The sequence below is a fragment of the Mycolicibacterium sp. XJ662 genome, assembly GCF_053484035.1.
Genome location: NZ_JBEFTL010000010.1, coordinates 58,330 through 75,722 on the forward strand (window position 1 = coordinate 58,330; position 17,393 = coordinate 75,722).

Sequence of the window (17,393 nt, forward strand, 5' to 3'; positions counted from 1 at the left end):
CCTGGCGAGACGCAGGGGGCTGTCGCGTCGTCGCGGGGCTGGTTACCCACCCGATGCTAAACGTGCGGTCGCCTCGTTGCCGCCAGTGATGGAGAACCGACACGCCGGTACGCTGATTTCTCGTGGATGCCGACCGTCAAGCCGATATCGCAGCCCTGGACTCCACCCTGACCACGGTGGAGCGGGTGCTCGACATCGAAGGCCTGCGCAGTCGGATCGAAAAGCTCGAGCACGAAGCCTCCGATCCCAGCTTGTGGGACGACCAGACCCGCGGGCAGAAGGTCACCAGCGAGTTGTCACACGCCCAGGGCGAGCTGCGGCGGGTCGAAGAGCTGCGCCAGCGCCTCGACGACCTGCCGGTGCTCTACGAGCTGGCCGATGAAGAGGGCGGTGCCGACGAACTGGCAGAGGCCGACGCTGAGCTCAAACAGTTGCGCGAGGACATCGAGGCGATGGAAGTGCGCACGCTGCTGTCGGGGGAGTACGACGAGCGCGAGGCGGTTGTCACGATCCGGTCCGGCGCCGGCGGCGTGGACGCGGCGGACTGGGCCGAGATGTTGATGCGGATGTACATCCGGTGGGCCGAGAAGCACGGTTACCCGGTCGAGGTGTTTGACACCTCCTACGCCGAAGAAGCGGGCATCAAGAGCGCGACGTTCGCGGTGCACGCACCGTTCGCCTACGGCACGCTCTCGGTCGAGCAGGGCACCCATCGGCTGGTGCGGATCAGCCCGTTCGACAACCAGAGCCGTCGTCAGACGTCCTTCGCCGACGTCGAGGTGCTGCCCGTGGTGGACACCACCGACCACATCGACATCCCGGAAAGCGATGTGCGCGTTGACGTGTACCGCTCCAGCGGCCCCGGCGGTCAGTCCGTCAACACCACCGACTCCGCAGTCCGGCTCACCCACGTTCCGACGGGGATCGTGGTGACCTGTCAGAACGAGAAGTCGCAGCTGCAGAATAAGGTGGCCGCGATGCGGGTACTTCAAGCGAAGTTGTTGGAGCGCAAGCGTTTAGAAGAACGCGCTGAGCTCGATGCATTGAAAGGCGACGGAGGCAGTTCGTGGGGCAATCAGATGCGTTCCTACGTGCTGCATCCGTATCAGATGGTGAAGGACCTGCGCACCGACTACGAGGTCGGCAACCCGTCAGCCGTCTTGGACGGCGATATCGACGGGTTCCTCGAAGCCGGGATTCGGTGGCGCAACAGACGCGATGACGAGTAGCAGCTATCTAGCGTTTTCGCCGGCCCAGGGCTGGCATGACTTCTGGCACGACAACATCGGCGAATGGATCCTCACCAAGGGGCTTCGCATCACCGTGTTGTTGCTTGCCGCCGTGCTGATCGCCCGGTTCATCAACTGGGCCGCGCACAAGGTCACCCGGCGACTCGAGGTGGGCTTCGAGACCGGCGACGCGCTGGTGCGTTCGGAGGCGTCCAAGCACCGACAGGCCGTCGCATCGGTGATCTCCTGGGTGTCCATCGTGCTGCTCGGTGTGGTGGTCGCCGTGCAGATCACGAACATCGTCAACGTGCCGGTCGGCTCGTTGGTGGCGCCGGCCGCCGTACTGGGTGCGGCGCTGGGTTTCGGCGCCCAGAAACTGGTCCAGGACCTGCTCAGCGGGTTTTTCATCATCACCGAAAAGCAATACGGCTTCGGCGATTTGGTGGAGCTGAACATGCTCGGCGCACCCGATGGCGCGCTGGGCACCGTGGAGGACGTCACGTTGCGGGTCACCAAGCTGCGCACCGCCGACGGCGAGGTGTTCACGATCCCGAACGGCAACATCGTGCGCTCGTTGAACCTGTCCAAGGACTGGGCCCGCGCGGTGGTCGACATCCCGGTGCCCGTCACCGCCGACCTCAACCGCGTCAACGACGTCCTGCATGAGGTGTGCGAGGCGTCGATGGACGACCGCCTGCTCAAGGACCTGCTGCTGGACGCCCCGTCGCTGATGGGCGTGGAAAGCATCAGCCTCGACAACGTCAACGTTCGGATGGTGGCGCGCACGCTGCCCGGTAAGCAGTTCGAGGCCGGCAGGCGACTGCGCGTACTCGTGGTCCGCGCGCTGGGCGGCGCCGGCGTTGTCACCCAGACCGATGCGACACCTGCCGTGGACACCCTGCCCCCTGCGGCAGCCAAGGCGGAGCGACCCGGTGGCTGAGCGCAAATTCCGCGTCCCGAGCCATCTGTTGGGCGGCCGGCTCCGCACGTCGACAGTCGCGCTGATCGTGGCGTTCGCCGCGGCGGTGTGGCTGCAGCAGACCTACGAGCCCGCACCGGAGCCGCCCCCACCGCCGACGCAGTTCGTACCGCCGGGCTTCGTCCCTGACCCCAACTACACGTGGGTGCCGCGCACCAACGTGCGCCGCACGACCGAACCGTCGTACCCGACGACCACCACGCCAACCACCACCACGACCACGCCGTCGCCGACCGAGACGACGCCGACCACGGCAGTGGACCCCGACGGACCGGGCCCGTTGTCGCCGCAGACCGACACCGTCGAAACGGCTCCGGAGACGTCGCCGCCGACCGCGCCGGGCGAGCCGCCGGTGACGACGACGGCTCCACCCAGCTAGTCCCGCTACACTGGCCAGCCGTGATCACCCTCGATCGAGTCTCCAAGCAGTACAAGTCGTCGGCGCGCCCTGCGCTGGACAACATCTCGGTCAAGATCGACAAGGGCGAGTTTGTCTTCTTGATCGGGCCGTCGGGATCGGGCAAGTCCACGTTCATGCGGCTGCTGCTGGCCGAAGACACGCCGACGTCCGGTGACATCCGCGTCTCGAAGTTCCACGTCAACAAGCTTCCGGGCCGACACATCCCCGGCCTGCGCCAGGTGATCGGCTGCGTGTTCCAGGATTTCCGGCTGCTGCAGCAGAAGACCGTGTTCGAAAACGTCGCGTTCGCGCTGGAGGTGATCGGCAAGCGCGGCGAGGTGATCAACCGGGTGGTGCCCGACGTGCTCGAGATGGTCGGGCTGTCGGGCAAGGCCAACCGGCTGCCCGCCGAACTGTCCGGCGGTGAGCAGCAACGCGTGGCCATCGCCAGGGCGTTCGTCAACCGGCCGCTGGTGCTTTTGGCCGACGAGCCGACCGGCAACCTCGACCCGGAAACCAGCAAGGACATCATGGACCTGCTTGAGCGCATCAACCGCACGGGCACGACCGTGTTGATGGCCACCCACGACCATCACATCGTCGACTCGATGCGTCAGCGCGTCGTCGAGCTCGAACTGGGCAGGCTGATTCGTGACGAGCAGCGCGGCGTGTACGGAATGGACCGCTAGTGCGCTTCGGCTTCCTGATCAACGAGGTCCTGACCGGATTTCGGCGCAACGTCACCATGACGGTGGCGATGATCCTGACCACAGCCATCTCGATCGGCTTGTTCGGGGGTGGGCTGCTGGTGCTGCGGCTGGCCGACCAGTCGCGCGACATCTATCTCGATCGGGTGGAGAGCCAGGTCTTTTTGACCAACGACGTCTCCGCCAACGACCCGACCTGCGACGCCGACCCGTGTCAGGCGCTGCGCGAGCAGATCGAGAACCGAGATGACGTGCGCTCGGTGCGTTTCCTCAACCGCGACCAGGCCTACGAGGACGCCATCACGAAGTTCCCGCAGTACAAGGACGTCGCCGGGCGCGACGCGTTTCCGGCGTCGTTCATCGTCAAGCTGGAGAACCCCGAACAACACCACGAGTTCGACGAGGCCATGGTCGGCCAACCCGGGGTGCTCAACGTGCTCAACCAGAAGGACCTGATCGACCGGCTGTTCGCGGTTCTCGACGGCATCAGCAACGCGGCGTTCGCCGTGGCGCTGGTGCAGGCGGTCGGCGCGGTGCTGTTGATCGCCAACATGGTCCAAGTCGCGGCCTACACCCGTCGTACCGAGATCGGCATCATGCGACTGGTCGGCGCCAGCCGCTGGTACACGCAGTTGCCGTTCCTGGTGGAGGCGATGCTCGCTGCGCTGATCGGGGTGATCATCGCGATCATCGGGCTGATCGTGGTGCGGGCGTTGTTCCTGGAGAACGCGCTCAACCAGTTCTATCAAGCCAACCTGATCGCGAAGGTCGACTACGCCGACGTGCTGTACTTCAGCGCTCCGTTCATGCTGTTCCTGGGGCTCGCAATGTCCGGTGTCACCGCCTACGTCACGCTGCGGCTCTACATACGGCGCTGATATGGCCAAGAAAGCCGACCCGACCAGGTCCAGTAACAACAAGGTCGTCGCGACCAACCGCAAAGCGCGACACAACTATTCGATCCTGGAGACCTTCGAGGCCGGCATCCAACTGGTCGGCACCGAGGTCAAGAGCCTGCGCGAGGGGCAGGCGTCGCTCGCCGACGCGTTCGCCACCGTCGACGACGGCGAGGTGTGGCTGCGCAACGTGCACATCCCCGAATATCACCACGGCAGCTGGACCAACCACACCCCGCGGCGCAACCGCAAACTTCTGCTGCACCGCCGGGAGATCGACCGGCTGATCGGGCGGATCCGCGACGGCAACCTGACGCTGGTGCCGCTGTCGCTGTACTTCTCCGACGGCAAGGTCAAGGTGGAACTCGCGTTGGCGCGCGGTAAGGAGGCCCGCGACAAACGCCAGGATCTGGCCCGCCGCGATGCGGACCGGGAGATCATCCGCGAGCTGGGCCGCCGCGCCAAAGGCATGACCTGATCGATTGAGTTGATGGCGGGAGGGAGCCCGTCACGACGTAACCTTTCGCTGCCGCAAAAGTTGAATGCGATATTTGCCGAGCGGGCCGGGCAAGCCCCTCGAGTAAGGCATCATGGCGAAGCGGGAAGGTGGAAAAGCGTGTCGCTCAGGGGTCAGCGCAGGCGTTACGTCGACTTGCTGGCTCTGCTCCTGCTGGTTGTGGTGAACGCGCTGGCCCCGTGGGGACACGACGTGGCCACGGCTGGGTTGACGGCGATGCAGGCGGTCCTGGGCATTGCGGTCGTGGTCCGCGGCTTCGCGGTGGCGCGCAGGATGCACGGTCCGTCTCGATGGTGGCGAGTGCTCATCGCCGTCGCTTGTTTGAGCTGGCTCATCGGCGAGTTGCTGTGGTGGACGGACGGCGGGTCGGCCGACGGGCGCGTGGCGGGCGCGAGTGAAATTGTGGCGTATCTGCTCCCTGCGGTGCTCATCTTCGCTGCCGTGCTCGTGCTGGGCCGTTCAGACGGCTTAACCGCCGGCACTCCGACCATTCCGGGGCGCCCGTATTCTCTCGTCGCTTTCGTGCTGGACGGGGTCGTGGCCGCCATATCGTTCTCGCTACTGTCCTACATCGCCGGCTACGGCGGACTGGCTGCCGCGGCGTTCCCTCGGTCCGACGATCCCCCCGTACTGGTGACCTATTCGCTACTCCAATTGTGCGCGGTGGTGGCGGCGGTGTCCTTGGCCATTGTTTACCGGCCCGGCCGGCCGTCTCGGGCGAACTGCCTGCTGCTGACCGGCGGAATCATGTTGCTCACGTCAGCGGACCGGTTGGTGGCCTATTTCCGGACCGTCGGTGTGCACAACGGTGACCTGTGGGGCGGCGGCCTGTTCGTCATCGCGCTGGTGTTGGTGGTGTACGCGCTGTCCGAACCGAGACCGCGATCGGAGTCGGCGGCGCAAGCCGGTGATCGGGTCATGGACTGGGTCCAGCTGCTCCTGCCGTACGCCGGATTTGTCGGCATTGCAATGCTTTACGGCTACCACGTGATGATCGGCCAAGAGCTGGACGCGGTGCTGGTCAGCGGAGCGGTGGTGATGGTTGTGCTGGTCGCCGCGCGTCAGGCCCTTGCGATGCGCGCGCAGCAGCGGCTGACGATGCGGCTGTACGACGCGCAGGCCCGGCTCGCGCACCAGGTGCACCATGACACATTGACCGGGCTGCCGAATCGGTTGCTATTCGGCAAGAGACTCGAAAGCGCCGCCAGGGGCGACTTCGTGCTGATATTCGTCGACCTCGACGACTTCAAGGACGTCAATGACCGATTCGGGCACGCCGGCGGTGACGCACTGTTGCGTGCCGTGGGCGAACGTCTGCGTCGATGCGTGACAGAGGCAGACACCTTGGCCCGCATCGGCGGCGACGAGTTCGCGATTCTGATCAACGACGAAATGGCGTCGCCCGAAGTCGTCGCCGACCGCATCCAGGCGGCGCTTCGAGAGCCGTTCGCCGTGCACGGTTCCAGTGTGCGGATCCGCGCCAGCATGGGCCTGGTTCGGCACTGCGCCGACGAAATCACCCAGACCCCAGACGATCTGCTGCGCAAGGCCGACCAGTCGATGTATGAGGGCAAGCGCCTGGGAAAAGACATCGCCGTGGTCTATCCGTCGATCGCGGATCTGGCCGTGGACTTTCCCACCGCGCTGCGCCATGCCGATGGCGATGCGCCCGCCGGGTTCAACCTGGTCTACCAGCCGATCGTTCGGCTGCCCGAGGCGACTCCGGTGGCCGTCGAGGCGCTCGCGAGATGGGCAGCGCCCGACGGCACACAGATCGCGCCTGAGACATTCGTGGCTGCGGCCGAGGCCGCGGGACTCGGGCATGTCCTGGACGCGATGATCCTGGATCTGAGCTGTCGGGAACTCACCGCCGCTGGCACGGACCTTGGTATCCACGTGAACATCGGGGCGGCACGGTTACACGGGGGGCGTTTCCACGACGTCGTGGCCGCGACGCTGGCCCGCTACGGCATGGCGCCCAGCCGGCTGACGCTGGAGATCACCGAGACCGTGCCGATTATCGATCTCGAGGAGGCGGCCGCACAGATCGAGCGGCTCAACGCCACCGGTGTCAAAGTCGCGCTGGATGATTTCGGGGCCGGATACAACTCGTTGACCTATCTGCACGCGTTGCCTGTCCACGTCGTCAAACTCGACCGCAGCCTGGTGACCGGTGTGGAACGGGCGCGAGACGCCGCGCTGTACCGCTCGGTGACCGCGGTGTGCAACCCGTTGGGCCTGGAGGTGGTCGCCGAAGGTGTCGAGACCGACGACCAGGCGGAGATGGTGTTTCGCGCCGGCTGCGGCTTCGCTCAGGGACATCTGTTCGGAAGACCCGCCGCGATCGCCGACCGTGCCATCGAACCTCTCACCGCTGACCGTACGGTCAGGCGGTGAGCTCCTCGCGTCCGGTGACGAAGCTCGACACTCTTGCTGCCGGTGCGAGCAAGCGGGTGAGGCCGACGCGGGCTAGGAGGACAGTCCGCTGACCGCCGGAAGCGTTAGGCGATACTGATAGCGATTAGTTAGCCGGTCGAACCGTAGGAGCGCCACCGTTGACAGAAGCGACGAGTTCGGCCGAGACGGCGACTACCGCGTTTTTCGAACGTCGTGGTGACAGCTTTCACCCGCGACGGATCGCCAGGGGCGGCTGGGGCCCGCTCATCAGCGGTCACGTGGTCGGCGGTCTGTTGGGATGGGCCGTCGAACGGGTTGTCGACGACTCGGATTTCCTGCCTGCGCGGTTGACGGTCGACCTGCCCAGGCCGGCGGCCATCGCGCCCGTCGAGTTGCAGACCCGTGAGATCCGTAGCGGTAAGCGGTTGCGTCTCGTCGAAGCGGTCATTCGCCAAGGCGGAAAGGTCGTTGCGCAGGCGAGTGGTCTGTTCCTGCGTCGTGGCGAGCAGCCGACCGGGAAGATCTGGTCGCCGCAAATCGAAATGCCGCCGATACCAAAGCAATCGGGACCGATCGACAACCCGCTGTTCCTCCGCACCTACGGCTGGGGGTTGTCGGTACAGAATCCCGACGAAACTTGGCCGGGGGAGGGCGGTCCGAAGTACACGTGGTTGAAATTGGTGAAGCCGCTGTTCGACGACGAGCCGCTGACACCCTTCACCCGCGTAGCGATGGCTGCGGATGTGACTGCGTCGCTCGTCAATTGGAGCTCGGAGGGCTTGAAGTTCATCAATGCCGACTACACCCTCACGCTGAGCCGCTTGCCCGCGGGGTCGGTGATCGGGTTGGCATCGCAGAGCCATTCGACCCAGGACGGTATCGCGACCGGTTCGGCGGTCATTTTCGACGAGAACGGCGAGATCGGCAGCAGCATCTCCGTGTCGGTGGCGCAATCAGGATTCGCTCCGCCGTCTCGCTGACCAGCCCTGCTTATTGCGCGAGCGTGCGCGTTTGAGGGCGACACGCCGGTCGGCACCAGATTTTGCGCACGCTCGCCGGCGCGCAGCGCTACGTTCGGCGGTGTGAGTACTTCGCGCCCCGTGACTGTCCTCGACAAATCCACCGTGTTAGACGGCTTGTTCGCTGTGTGGGACGACATCGCCGCGCTCGCCGCCGGTCTGGACGACGCGCAGTGGCAGGCGCCGACGGCGCTACCCGGCTGGACGGTGCACGACGTCACGGCCCACATGGTCGGCACCGAATCGATGTTGGCGGGCGTGGACACCCCGGACACCGACGTCGACGTGTCCACGCTTGAGCACGTCCGCAACGACATCGGGGCGATGAACGAACGCTGGGTGCGCCAGCTGCGCCAGATCAGCTCGGCGGAGCTGCTCGAGCGGTTCCGCGCCGTCACGGCCGGTCGGCGCGAGGCGCTGACGGCGATGTCCGAGGACGACTGGAACGCCGTCACGATGACCCCGGCCGGTCCGGACAGCTACGGCCGGTTCATGCGGGTGCGGGTCTTCGACTGCTGGATGCACGAGCACGATATCCGCGACGGCGTCGGTCTCCCGGCCTCCGATGCCGAGGTAGCGGGATCCGCCGCGGAGCAGGCGCTCGACGAGATGGCGGCCAGCATGGGTTTCGTCGTCGGCAAGTTGGGCGGGGCGCCCGACGGGTCCCGGGTGTCGATCGAGTTGACGGGTCCGCTGAGGCGCACGATCAACGTGGCGGTCGAGGGCAGGGCACAGGTGGTCGACGACTTCGGCGGCGAGGCGCCCACGTCGACGATCCAGCTCGACGGGCTGTTGTTTACGCGGCTGGCCGGCGGACGCACCGCGCTGGACCACGCTGCCGTTACGTACGGCGGTGACGAGGCCGTCGGCAGGCGGATCGTCGAGCGCCTCAACTACGTGATCTGACGCGCGGCTCGCGCGGGTCGGGAAGATATCGGTGGAGTGCGTTGTTGGTGAAGGCGTACTATGGAATGTCCTGCCGATCGCGGCAGGTGATGTTCGGAAAACTAAACAAGGGGCTGAACGGTTTCGACTTCGAGTGTCGAATCAAGGGAAGCGTGCCGGTGCAGGCAAGAGACCACCGTAAGCGTCGTTGCAACCAATTAAGCGCCGATTCCAATCAGCGCGACTACGCTCTCGCTGCCTAAGCGACAGCTAGTCTGTCAGCCCGGGAGAGCCCTCGACCCGGTGTCTGGCATCAGCTAGAGGGATCCACCGGTGAGTCCGGTCGCGGGACTCATCGGGACAACCGACAGCGACTGGGATCGTCATCTCGGCTTGTTCGCGTGACCGAGAGATCCGAGTAGAGACATAGCGAACTGCGCACGGAGAAGCCTTGAGGGAACACCGCAGGACCCGGGTTCGATTCCCGGCAGCTCCACCAATCGAAGGTACTGGCCAGGGCAACGAGCCCTGGCCAGTTCTCGTTTCACCATCTGTCGACCTGGCCGTTTCGCTGGGAATCTCGTGCGTCTGCACTTAAGCTGTGCCAGTCCCGCTTCGAGACATGTGCGCTTAACTCTCAGGGATCACGCGTTGGCGGCTCGGCGCACAAGGGGGAAACGGTGACTCAAGGGCTAGGGCGTCTGCGCGGAAAGTCCGCGGTGATCACCGGGGCGGCGTTCGGCATCGGCCGGGCAACGGCCGTGCTCTTCGCGCGCGAGGGCGCGCGGTTGGTGGTGACCGATGTTCAAAGCGAGCCGCTGCTTGCGCTGGCCGACGAATTGCGGAACGCCGGGGCCGAAGTCGAGACAGTCATCGGTGACGTCTCAATCGAGGCCGATGCGCAACGGATGATCAATGCGGCGGCCGGCCGCTACGGCCGGCTCGACGTGCTGGTCGCCAACGCCGGGATCATCCCGCTCGGCGATGCGCTGGAGGTCTCCGCCTCCGACTGGGACGAGGTTGTCGCCATCGACGGACGTGGCATGTTCCTGACGTGCAAGTTCGCGATCGAGGCGATGTTGCCGATCGGGGGTGGCGCCATCGTCTGCCTCTCGTCGATCAGCGGACTGGCAGGGCAGAAGCGTCAGGCGGCCTACGGGCCCGCCAAGTTCATCGCTACCGGCCTGGCCAAGCACCTGGCCGTCGAGTGGGCCGACCGGGGGATCAGAGTCAATGCCGTTGCGCCCGGGACGATTCGGACCGAGCGTGTCAAGCGGCTTCCCGAGGAGCCGGGTGGCGCGGAGTACTTGGCGGCAATCGAGAGCATGCATCCGATGGGCCGTCTCGGCGAGCCGGCTGAAGTCGCCAGCGCCATCGTCTTCCTCGCGTCCGACGACGCCTCTTTCATCACCGGCGCCGTCTTGCCCGTCGACGGGGGATACCTAGCGCAATAGCGACGACGCCCGGCAGCTCTGAGAAGGCGGCAGTTTGCGGCACGCCGTTTGTGAAACGTGGGCGAAAAACACGGCCAAATTCCGCCAAGGTTTCACAAACGGCGCCCGGGGGCTAGGCGCGGGCCGCCTGGTCGACCACCGACGCGAGCGGGGCAGCTTCGGCCCAAACCACCCATCCTGCCGACGACGCCGACACCAACGCCCGCCGCGCTCAGTCAGCTTCGGTCGAGGTCCCACTGGCCGAAATCAGAAGCGAGGACTTCGTTCTCGTCGACCTGGGTGCCGCCCATGGCGATCCCCGTGTCCGGCCCGGTGACCACCACCGCCTGATACAGCACCGCCCGCGGCTCGCGCTTACCCGCGGACCACGCCCTCGTCTGCCAGGCCCACCAGTGCCCGTCTGACGTCGATCGGCCGATCACCGCATCGTCGATCGCCCACGCGCACACCCGCGCGTGCCCGTAGACTCCGGTGCGCTCCACGCCCACAACGGAGTTGATCCCTCGAAGCCACTGCGCAGCAACGTTTTTCCAAGTGTCGAGGTCGATATCCTCGTCGATGCTGAAGAAGATGGGCGCGGAATCCGGACCGCCGGCCGCGGCATGCCACCGCAGCGCGGTGTGCGCGTCCGCCACCCCGCCCTCATAACCGCGGGTGTAGTCCGACGGCGTCGCCCAACCCGGCTTGCCGTACTGATAGCAGCTGGCGACGTGCAGACCGGCCGCGCGCAGTGAATCCGCGTACTCGCGGGTGACCGGCTTGAAATCGAAGTCGGCGCCCGGCCGCAACTCGGACACGTAGACCAGTGCCCCGTCATAGCCGGCCGCCTTGATCTGGTCGGCGGGCACCTGCCGGTGGGTGAAGTCGACGAGCCGCAAGGGCCGCGCACCCGCCGTCGGCGCATCGACCGCCGCGCCTGCCATACCGAGCATCACCAGCACAGGTGCGGACGCGCCGAACCTGAGAACGTCGCGCCGCGAACAAGATCGCCCTCGGTCGCCGGGGGCGGGTACGGCGCGATGGTCACAACGCTCCATGCCCCTTACTCTGGGGCGCGTCGCCCGCACCGTCAATGGATGGAGGTGGCAATGGTCAGGTTCGCCGCATCGGCCCTGCTTCTCCTGGCATGGGTCACCTCGTGTGGCCACGCGTCCGCGCCCGCGGTGCACCAACCCCCATCGCACACCCCGACACCGCCGGCCGCGACCAGCCCGGTGCGGACGCCGACTGCCCCGCCCACTCCCGACATCCCGGCCGTCTCCGAGGTGATCAACGACGCGATCGCCGCACATCGGCTCCCCGGTGCCGTCGCCGCGGTTGGACACGGCGGCAAGGTCGTCTTCGAGCGGGCCTACGGCGTGCGCAAACTGGCCGGTGAACAAGGGCTCGACGGCGCACCGTCGCCCGCCGAGCCGATGACCCTGGACACCATCTTCGACGTCGCGTCGCTGACGAAACCGCTGGCCACCGCGACCGCCATTCTGCAGCTCTACGAAAAGGGCAAGGTCGACCTCGACAAGCCCGTCCAGACCTACCTGCCCGAATTCAACCCGGACGGCGATCCGCAGCGCGCGAAGGTCACCGTGCGCACGTTGCTCACCCACACGTCCGGTGAACCCGACGTGCTGGACCTGCGCGAACCGTGGGGCCTGGAGCGCGCCGACAAGACCGCAGGCATCCATCGCGCACTGAGCGCCCCGCTGCTGTCGGAGCCCGGTGCGGTGTTCCGCTACTCCGACATCGGCTTCGTCCTGCTCGGCGCGATGGTCGAAAAGCTCACGGACCAGACGTTGGACAGCTATGTGCAGCGCAACATCTTCGCGCCGCTGGACATGGACGACACCCGCTACCTGCCGCCGGCGAAAGCCTGTGGGCCCCACAAGATCAGGGGAGTGGCGCTCGCGTGGGCACCAGACCAAGGGGCTCACGAAAGCTGCGCGGCGGGTACGTGGAGCATCGATCTGTTGCCGCGGATCGCGCCGACGGCGATCGACGGAGAACACGCCGTCGATCCCAGCAAGAATCCCAATTTCGGCCACCTGCTGCGCGGCACGGTGCACGACCCGACGGCGCGTCGCATGGGCGGGGTCGCCGGATCCGCGGGGGTGTTCTCCACCGTGCACGACGTCAGCCGCTTCGCCCAGGCGCTGCTGGACCAGCTCGCGGGCCAGCCGAGCCTATTTCCATTGCAGCAGAAGACATTACAGCTGATGACCACCCCCCAACAGCCCGGCCATTCGACCGACCAGCTTCAAGCAGCCGACGCCGCCGCGCGCGCTGCCGCTCCGAGATATCCGGCGATCAGGGGCCAGAACCTGCGCGGCCTCGGCTGGGACATCGACACCGGCCACTCCCGGCCGCGAGGCACCATCTTTCCGATCGGCAGCTTCGGCCACACCGGCTTCACCGGAACCTCCCTCTGGCTCGACCCGGGCTCAAACACCTACGTCGTGCTGTTCACCAACGCCATCCACTTGCCCGGTAGTCGACCCGTGTCGGATCTACAGGGTGCGGTGGCGACGGCCGCGGCCCGCGCGCTCGGTATCTGAAGCCGGGCGCGGTCTCATCGCCCAGGCCGCCAAACCCACTGCGACAGCGGAAAGTACGTGCCAGGCGCCGTGGAACTGCCACAGGCTGTCGGGCCGGCACAGCGGCGACCCCGAACGCCCCGCGGCGTAGGCGAGCAAGCCCAACGCGAAAACCCCGGCAGCCGTCGCCCACGAGGACCGGCGCACCCGGAGTCGGCTGCGGGCCAAACCGGCGGCGCAGATCGCGGCGAGGGCGACGATGGGCCAGTCATGGGCCGCCTGCGCCCATGACGGCTGCGTGCCGTGGTAGGCGAAGCTGCCCAGCCCCACCGTCACCGCCGCCACCCCGGCAAGCGCCCCCAGCACGGCCCTCGCTCTCGTGGCCCACCACAGCACGACCATCCCGACGACGACGTAGGCCAGGCTGGTGAGCGCCAGAACCGGCTGCGCCAGCGCGACGCCGGCGACGCGTTCGCAGTCGGTGTGCCCGAGACTCCTCGGGGCGAAAAACAGGTGCATCGGCGGCCACGGTAACCCGCCCGCATCCGACGCGTGCCGTGAGAACATCGCATGGTGACGGTGGTTCTGGCGCTGCGCTGCGCCGACGGGTTGGTGATGGGGTCGGATTCGCAGATCACCGATCCGGGTCGCGGGTTGAGTTATCCCGCGCAGAAGCTGCACATGATGGGGAAGCACGCGGCGTGGGGCGGCAGCGGTTCGCGGGCCGTGCTCTACGACCTCGAACAGATCTTTCACGCCGAACCCGACGGGATCCTAGAGGCCGACGACATCGGCCGCGCCCTCCAGCAGCGCACGGTCCCGGTGTTCAAACACCACTACGAAAACTTCATCGAAGACGTGCCCGCGAAGTCGACCAGCGGCGCGACCCCGGCCACCTACGTACTGGCGGCGGGCTTCGCCGGGGACCGCCCGTTCATCGTCGACCTCGACCCCCACGGGCTCATCGGCCATTACGAGGAGACCGGCTTTCAAGCGGTGGGTAGCGGAGCGCCGATGGCGCAGCAGGCCTATGCGCTGCTGTCGAATTTCCGGATGACCGAACGCGGCGTCGACTACGGCCTCGTGGCGGCGCTACGGGTGCTCGACGCGCTCGATGTCTCGTCGCCGAGCGTCGGGGGACCGATGGACCTGTGTCGAATCACCTCGGACGGGGCGCATCACCTCGACCCCGACGAAGTCGAAAGCGTCCGAACGCACGTCGACCGGTGGTTGTCCCTCGAGAAGAGCGCGCTCGACGGACTGTTCGACTAGTCACCAATCCGCAATACCGGCGCGCGATTCAGGTCGGCGAGGTGTCGAGCGGCGATCCCGGCGCCGGTGTGCACCGCCCGCCACTGCGAGATCACCGGGTCAGATGCGGCGAGGGCGTATCGACCGGTCGTCAGTAGCCGGTCGGCCGCGTCACGCGCCCGCACGACGGCCTGGTGGCACGCCCATGTCGCGGCCGCAACCTCGCCGTCGTGCTCCAGCGACGTCACGACCTGAAGCTTGGCGGCATCGATGTCGGACGCCGCCCTCGCCAACTGAGCCGCGCCCGCTCCGGTGACCTGTTCGCCGCCGTACGACGTGGCAAGGCGTCCGCGCATCTGATCGACGCATTTGCGCCACACGCCGTCGGCCGCTCCCACCGCCGCGGCCGCCATACCCGCCCCCGCGACCGCGAAGACGCTGTCGCGGCCGCCAAAGATGTGGCGCCCGCCTACCGGCGCCTCGCGCACCGTCACATCGGCCACTCCCGCCCCGTCCAGACCGGCCGAGCCGATCGGGTCGGCGCGCACCGCGCCGCGAGGCAACAGGACGCGACGCGCACCGCTTGTCGACAGCAGCAGCCAGTCGGCGGCATCGGCGCCCACGACCGATCGCCAGTGACCGCTGAGCCGACCGTCCCCGTCAACATTCCCCTCGGCTCGATAGCTGGCGGCGACCAGTGCGGCCGGATCAGCGCCCCAGATTTCGTCGGCCGCATCTCCCGGCAGTTGTGCGACCTCATACGCGGCCGCGTTGTAACCGGCAATCAGCCAACTCCGGAAGCCGTCGAGTGCGGCGATCTCACCGATCGCCGCGATGAACTCCTGAGCGGGCAACGCGGCCCCACCCAGTCGAGCCGGTTGCAGAATCCGGTAGGCGACCGAGTCACGCGGCGCTACAACAGCTTCCGCCGTCACCGCGTCGACCACCGCACGCACTGCCTCACGTTCAGCGGCCAGTTTGGCCATGCCCACCTCCACCGACAGCGACAATGGTAGGCGTGACCGCGGTAGGGAACGTTCGATGACTGGCCAGAATTCGTCGAAATCTGTGCTCAGCGCGGTGCGGTCCCTTCTGCCTCAGATCGCGGCGGCCGCAGAAGAGGTCGATCGAACCGGCGTAGTGGACTCGCAGCTGATCAGGCAGTTGCACGACGCGGGTTACTTCTCGCTGCTGCAATCCGAACCGTTCGGCGGCCTAGAATCCGGACCCGACATCTACCTGACGGCCACGCGGGAGCTGTCTTCGGCGTGCACGTCCACCGGGTGGCTGGCCGGATGGCTTGCGGTGAACAACTGGGGGCTTTCCGTGCGCGATGAGCGAGTACTACAGGAGATCTGGGGTGAGGATCCTCGCGCGCTCCTGTGTTCGTCCTACGCTCCGACCGGACGGCTCGAGGCCGTCGACGGAGGGTTCCGGTTATCCGGTCGCTGGACGCGGTGCACGGGTGCTCACCACTCCTCGTGGCTGAGCGTCGCGGCTCTGCTGGTCGGTTCCGATGGCGCTGCACAGGATTTCGTGGCTGTGCTGGTGCCCAGGACCGACTACAGTATCGAATCGACGTGGAATGGTCTGGGCCTGCGGGGAATCGGCGCTGACGACGTCGTTGTCTCCGGGGCATTTGTACCCCGGTATCGCTCGTTCAGCTGGCTGGACTTCGACCTCGGTTCGAACGTTCCTGCGCTGGACCGGCTTCCGCAACCGACGGTGTATACGCTGGCCGGGACCATCCCGTTGATCGGTGCGGCGCAGCGTGTGGTCGCGACGCGGCCGCAGGATGCGATGACGCCATCGGACCCGGTCGCCATGGCTCGCACCGACCTTGAGCTGTCGGTGCTCCAGATCCACCGCAACGTGTCTGAGCTCCTGAGCTGTGTTCGTGGCGGCGACCAGCCGGACACCGAGTTGGTGCTGCGGACGCGACGCGATCAGGTGATGGCCGCCGATCGGGCCGTGCGCGCCGTCACCACTATCGTGCAGACCTGGACCCATGACGCCGACGACGTTGTGGTTGAACGTATCTCGCGGGATATGCAGACGGCGCGCATGCACGTCTCCAGCAATGTCGAGCAGGTACTCTCCGTCGTAGGCAGGTTTGCGCTCGGCCTCGAGGTCGACGACCTCATCTGGTAGGCGATCACACCCAGTCGTCGGACGACAACGTGCGCAGCACCCGCGACAACATATCGTCGGTGACGGCCACGGAAGCGGTTTGGACCTGCGCCGATGCTGACGTCGAGTCGGTGAGGCGTTCGGCGATGCCCCGGGAGCAGCGGGTGAGAAACGGTGCCACTCTTTGCAATCGAGCGACCGGCACGATGCCTGAAAGTGAGACCGCCGCCCACTCGCCGTCGGCGAGTCGGATAGGCGCCGCGACGCTGGAAAGGCCCGCGGCCAGCTCCTGGTCGTCGTAGGCGAGCCCGTGCCGGGATCTGATGCGCGCCAACTCCTGATGCAGTGTGGGAAGGTCGGCGATCGTCGCCGGAGTGCGTTTGCGAAGCGGGGTAGCGAGAGTTTCGTCGATTTTCTCGGGGGAGAGCTGTGCCAGCATCGCCTTGCCCAACGCGCTGGCGTGCGCGGGGGTGTAGCCGGCGACGCGTAGCGGTCCCACACCACCGTGATCATCCGAAACCCGGTCCAGGCACAAGACATCGGCCCCGCGTAGGACGCCGAGATGCACCGCCAGCGCGGTGTCGGCGCGGAGGCGCTCCAGCACGGGGGAGGCCACCGCACGCAGCCGGGAATGGTCAACTCCGCGTCGCGCCGCCGGGGACGAGGAGGTAAGGCAGTATCCCGCCGAGCGGCGGTGAAGCAACCCTGCGCTGTTCAACTGGCTGAGGATCCGATGAGCCGACGAGCGTGGTAAGCCCGTTTGGCGGGCCACCTGGTCAAGCGGCAGCGGCTTGTCGGCGAGGTTCAGCGAGTTCAGGATCAGCGCAACCCGGGACACCATCGACGTCGGCGCGTCCGATGCATTGCCGCGAGATTCTCGCACGATCACCTCCGAACTCGTAGCCGCACGAGAACGATCCCACTTGCTACCGAAGGTGGTGACCGAAACCGGTTGTTTGTCCGACCGGGACCATCACACAGCAGAGCCGGCCCCGCCACCG

Annotated in this window: 17 protein-coding genes and 1 other RNA gene; 14 read left to right on the forward strand and 4 right to left on the reverse strand. The window is 66.7% G+C overall.

Annotated features, from left to right (window positions below; all coding sequences use genetic code 11):
- Positions 1 to 122 precede the first annotated feature (122 nt).
- From prfB to ABQE93_RS21945, 11 genes are all read left to right on the forward strand, one after another.
- Positions 123 to 1,229 (forward strand): peptide chain release factor 2, encoded by a 1,107-nt coding sequence (gene prfB / locus ABQE93_RS21895; RefSeq protein WP_448410616.1) that lies wholly within the window; start codon positions 123 to 125, stop codon positions 1,227 to 1,229.
- Positions 1,219 to 2,169 (forward strand): mechanosensitive ion channel family protein, encoded by a 951-nt coding sequence (locus tag ABQE93_RS21900; protein ID WP_448410615.1) that lies wholly within the window; start codon positions 1,219 to 1,221, stop codon positions 2,167 to 2,169. Before prfB ends, ABQE93_RS21900 begins: the two co-directional genes overlap by 11 nt.
- Entirely contained in the window at positions 2,162 to 2,587 is a 426-nt protein-coding gene (locus ABQE93_RS21905; protein WP_448410614.1) for an Rv3103c family proline-rich protein, read from the forward strand. Before ABQE93_RS21900 ends, ABQE93_RS21905 begins: the two co-directional genes overlap by 8 nt.
- Before the next feature lie 20 nt (positions 2,588 to 2,607).
- The gene (ftsE, locus tag ABQE93_RS21910; protein ID WP_448410613.1) at positions 2,608 to 3,297 is read left to right on the forward strand and encodes a cell division ATP-binding protein FtsE; all 690 of its coding nucleotides are present in this window, start codon (positions 2,608 to 2,610) and stop codon (positions 3,295 to 3,297) included.
- Entirely contained in the window at positions 3,297 to 4,193 is an 897-nt protein-coding gene (gene ftsX / locus ABQE93_RS21915; protein WP_448410612.1) for a permease-like cell division protein FtsX, read from the forward strand. Before ftsE ends, ftsX begins: the two co-directional genes overlap by 1 nt.
- 1 nt (position 4,194) lies before the next feature.
- A complete protein-coding gene (gene smpB, locus ABQE93_RS21920) occupies positions 4,195 to 4,689 on the forward strand; it encodes an SsrA-binding protein SmpB (protein ID WP_448410611.1) in 495 nt (164 codons plus the stop codon).
- Positions 4,690 to 4,827: 138 nt separating this feature from the next.
- Positions 4,828 to 7,125: a putative bifunctional diguanylate cyclase/phosphodiesterase gene (locus tag ABQE93_RS21925; RefSeq protein ID WP_448410610.1), complete on the forward strand. Its 2,298-nt coding sequence runs from the start codon at positions 4,828 to 4,830 to the stop codon at positions 7,123 to 7,125.
- A gap of 158 nt (positions 7,126 to 7,283) precedes the next feature.
- A complete protein-coding gene (locus ABQE93_RS21930; protein WP_448410609.1) occupies positions 7,284 to 8,105 on the forward strand; it encodes a thioesterase family protein in 822 nt (273 codons plus the stop codon).
- 102 nt (positions 8,106 to 8,207) lie between these two features.
- Entirely contained in the window at positions 8,208 to 9,050 is an 843-nt protein-coding gene (locus tag ABQE93_RS21935; RefSeq protein ID WP_448410608.1) for a maleylpyruvate isomerase family mycothiol-dependent enzyme, read from the forward strand.
- Between the two features lie 109 nt (positions 9,051 to 9,159).
- Positions 9,160 to 9,528, forward strand: a transfer-messenger RNA (tmRNA) gene (ssrA, locus tag ABQE93_RS21940).
- Between the two features lie 181 nt (positions 9,529 to 9,709).
- A complete protein-coding gene (locus ABQE93_RS21945) occupies positions 9,710 to 10,483 on the forward strand; it encodes an SDR family NAD(P)-dependent oxidoreductase (RefSeq protein ID WP_448410607.1) in 774 nt (257 codons plus the stop codon).
- Positions 10,484 to 10,698: 215 nt separating this feature from the next.
- Here the strand turns inward: ABQE93_RS21945 and ABQE93_RS21950 are convergent, their stop codons facing one another.
- Complete coding sequence (locus ABQE93_RS21950) at positions 10,699 to 11,520, reverse strand: DUF1906 domain-containing protein (protein ID WP_448410606.1); 822 nt, start codon at positions 11,518 to 11,520, stop codon at positions 10,699 to 10,701.
- A gap of 39 nt (positions 11,521 to 11,559) precedes the next feature.
- Between ABQE93_RS21950 and ABQE93_RS21955 the strand changes: the two genes are divergently transcribed.
- Positions 11,560 to 13,032 carry a serine hydrolase domain-containing protein gene (locus tag ABQE93_RS21955; RefSeq protein ID WP_448410605.1) on the forward strand — a complete coding sequence of 491 codons (1,473 nt, stop codon included), beginning with the start codon at positions 11,560 to 11,562 and terminating at the stop codon, positions 13,030 to 13,032.
- On the opposite strand, the gene ABQE93_RS21960 is transcribed toward ABQE93_RS21955, so the two are convergent.
- Positions 12,985 to 13,530, reverse strand: a complete 546-nt coding sequence (locus ABQE93_RS21960; protein WP_448410604.1) for a hypothetical protein — start codon at positions 13,528 to 13,530, stop codon at positions 12,985 to 12,987. The two genes, ABQE93_RS21955 and ABQE93_RS21960, sit on opposite strands and share 48 nt — an antisense overlap.
- 54 nt (positions 13,531 to 13,584) lie before the next feature.
- Here ABQE93_RS21960 and ABQE93_RS21965 point away from each other — a divergent pair, with 54 nt between their 5' ends.
- Entirely contained in the window at positions 13,585 to 14,283 is a 699-nt protein-coding gene (locus tag ABQE93_RS21965; protein WP_448410603.1) for an Ntn hydrolase family protein, read from the forward strand.
- Here ABQE93_RS21965 and ABQE93_RS21970 read toward each other — a convergent pair.
- Positions 14,280 to 15,248: an acyl-CoA dehydrogenase family protein gene (locus tag ABQE93_RS21970; RefSeq protein WP_448410602.1), complete on the reverse strand. Its 969-nt coding sequence runs from the start codon at positions 15,246 to 15,248 to the stop codon at positions 14,280 to 14,282. The two genes, ABQE93_RS21965 and ABQE93_RS21970, sit on opposite strands and share 4 nt — an antisense overlap.
- Positions 15,249 to 15,303: 55 nt before the next feature.
- Between ABQE93_RS21970 and ABQE93_RS21975 the strand changes: the two genes are divergently transcribed.
- Complete coding sequence (locus tag ABQE93_RS21975; protein WP_448410601.1) at positions 15,304 to 16,413, forward strand: acyl-CoA dehydrogenase family protein; 1,110 nt, start codon at positions 15,304 to 15,306, stop codon at positions 16,411 to 16,413.
- A gap of 4 nt (positions 16,414 to 16,417) precedes the next feature.
- Here the strand turns inward: ABQE93_RS21975 and ABQE93_RS21980 are convergent, their stop codons facing one another.
- Positions 16,418 to 17,275: an IclR family transcriptional regulator gene (locus ABQE93_RS21980; protein ID WP_448410600.1), complete on the reverse strand. Its 858-nt coding sequence runs from the start codon at positions 17,273 to 17,275 to the stop codon at positions 16,418 to 16,420.
- Positions 17,276 to 17,393 lie beyond the last annotated feature (118 nt).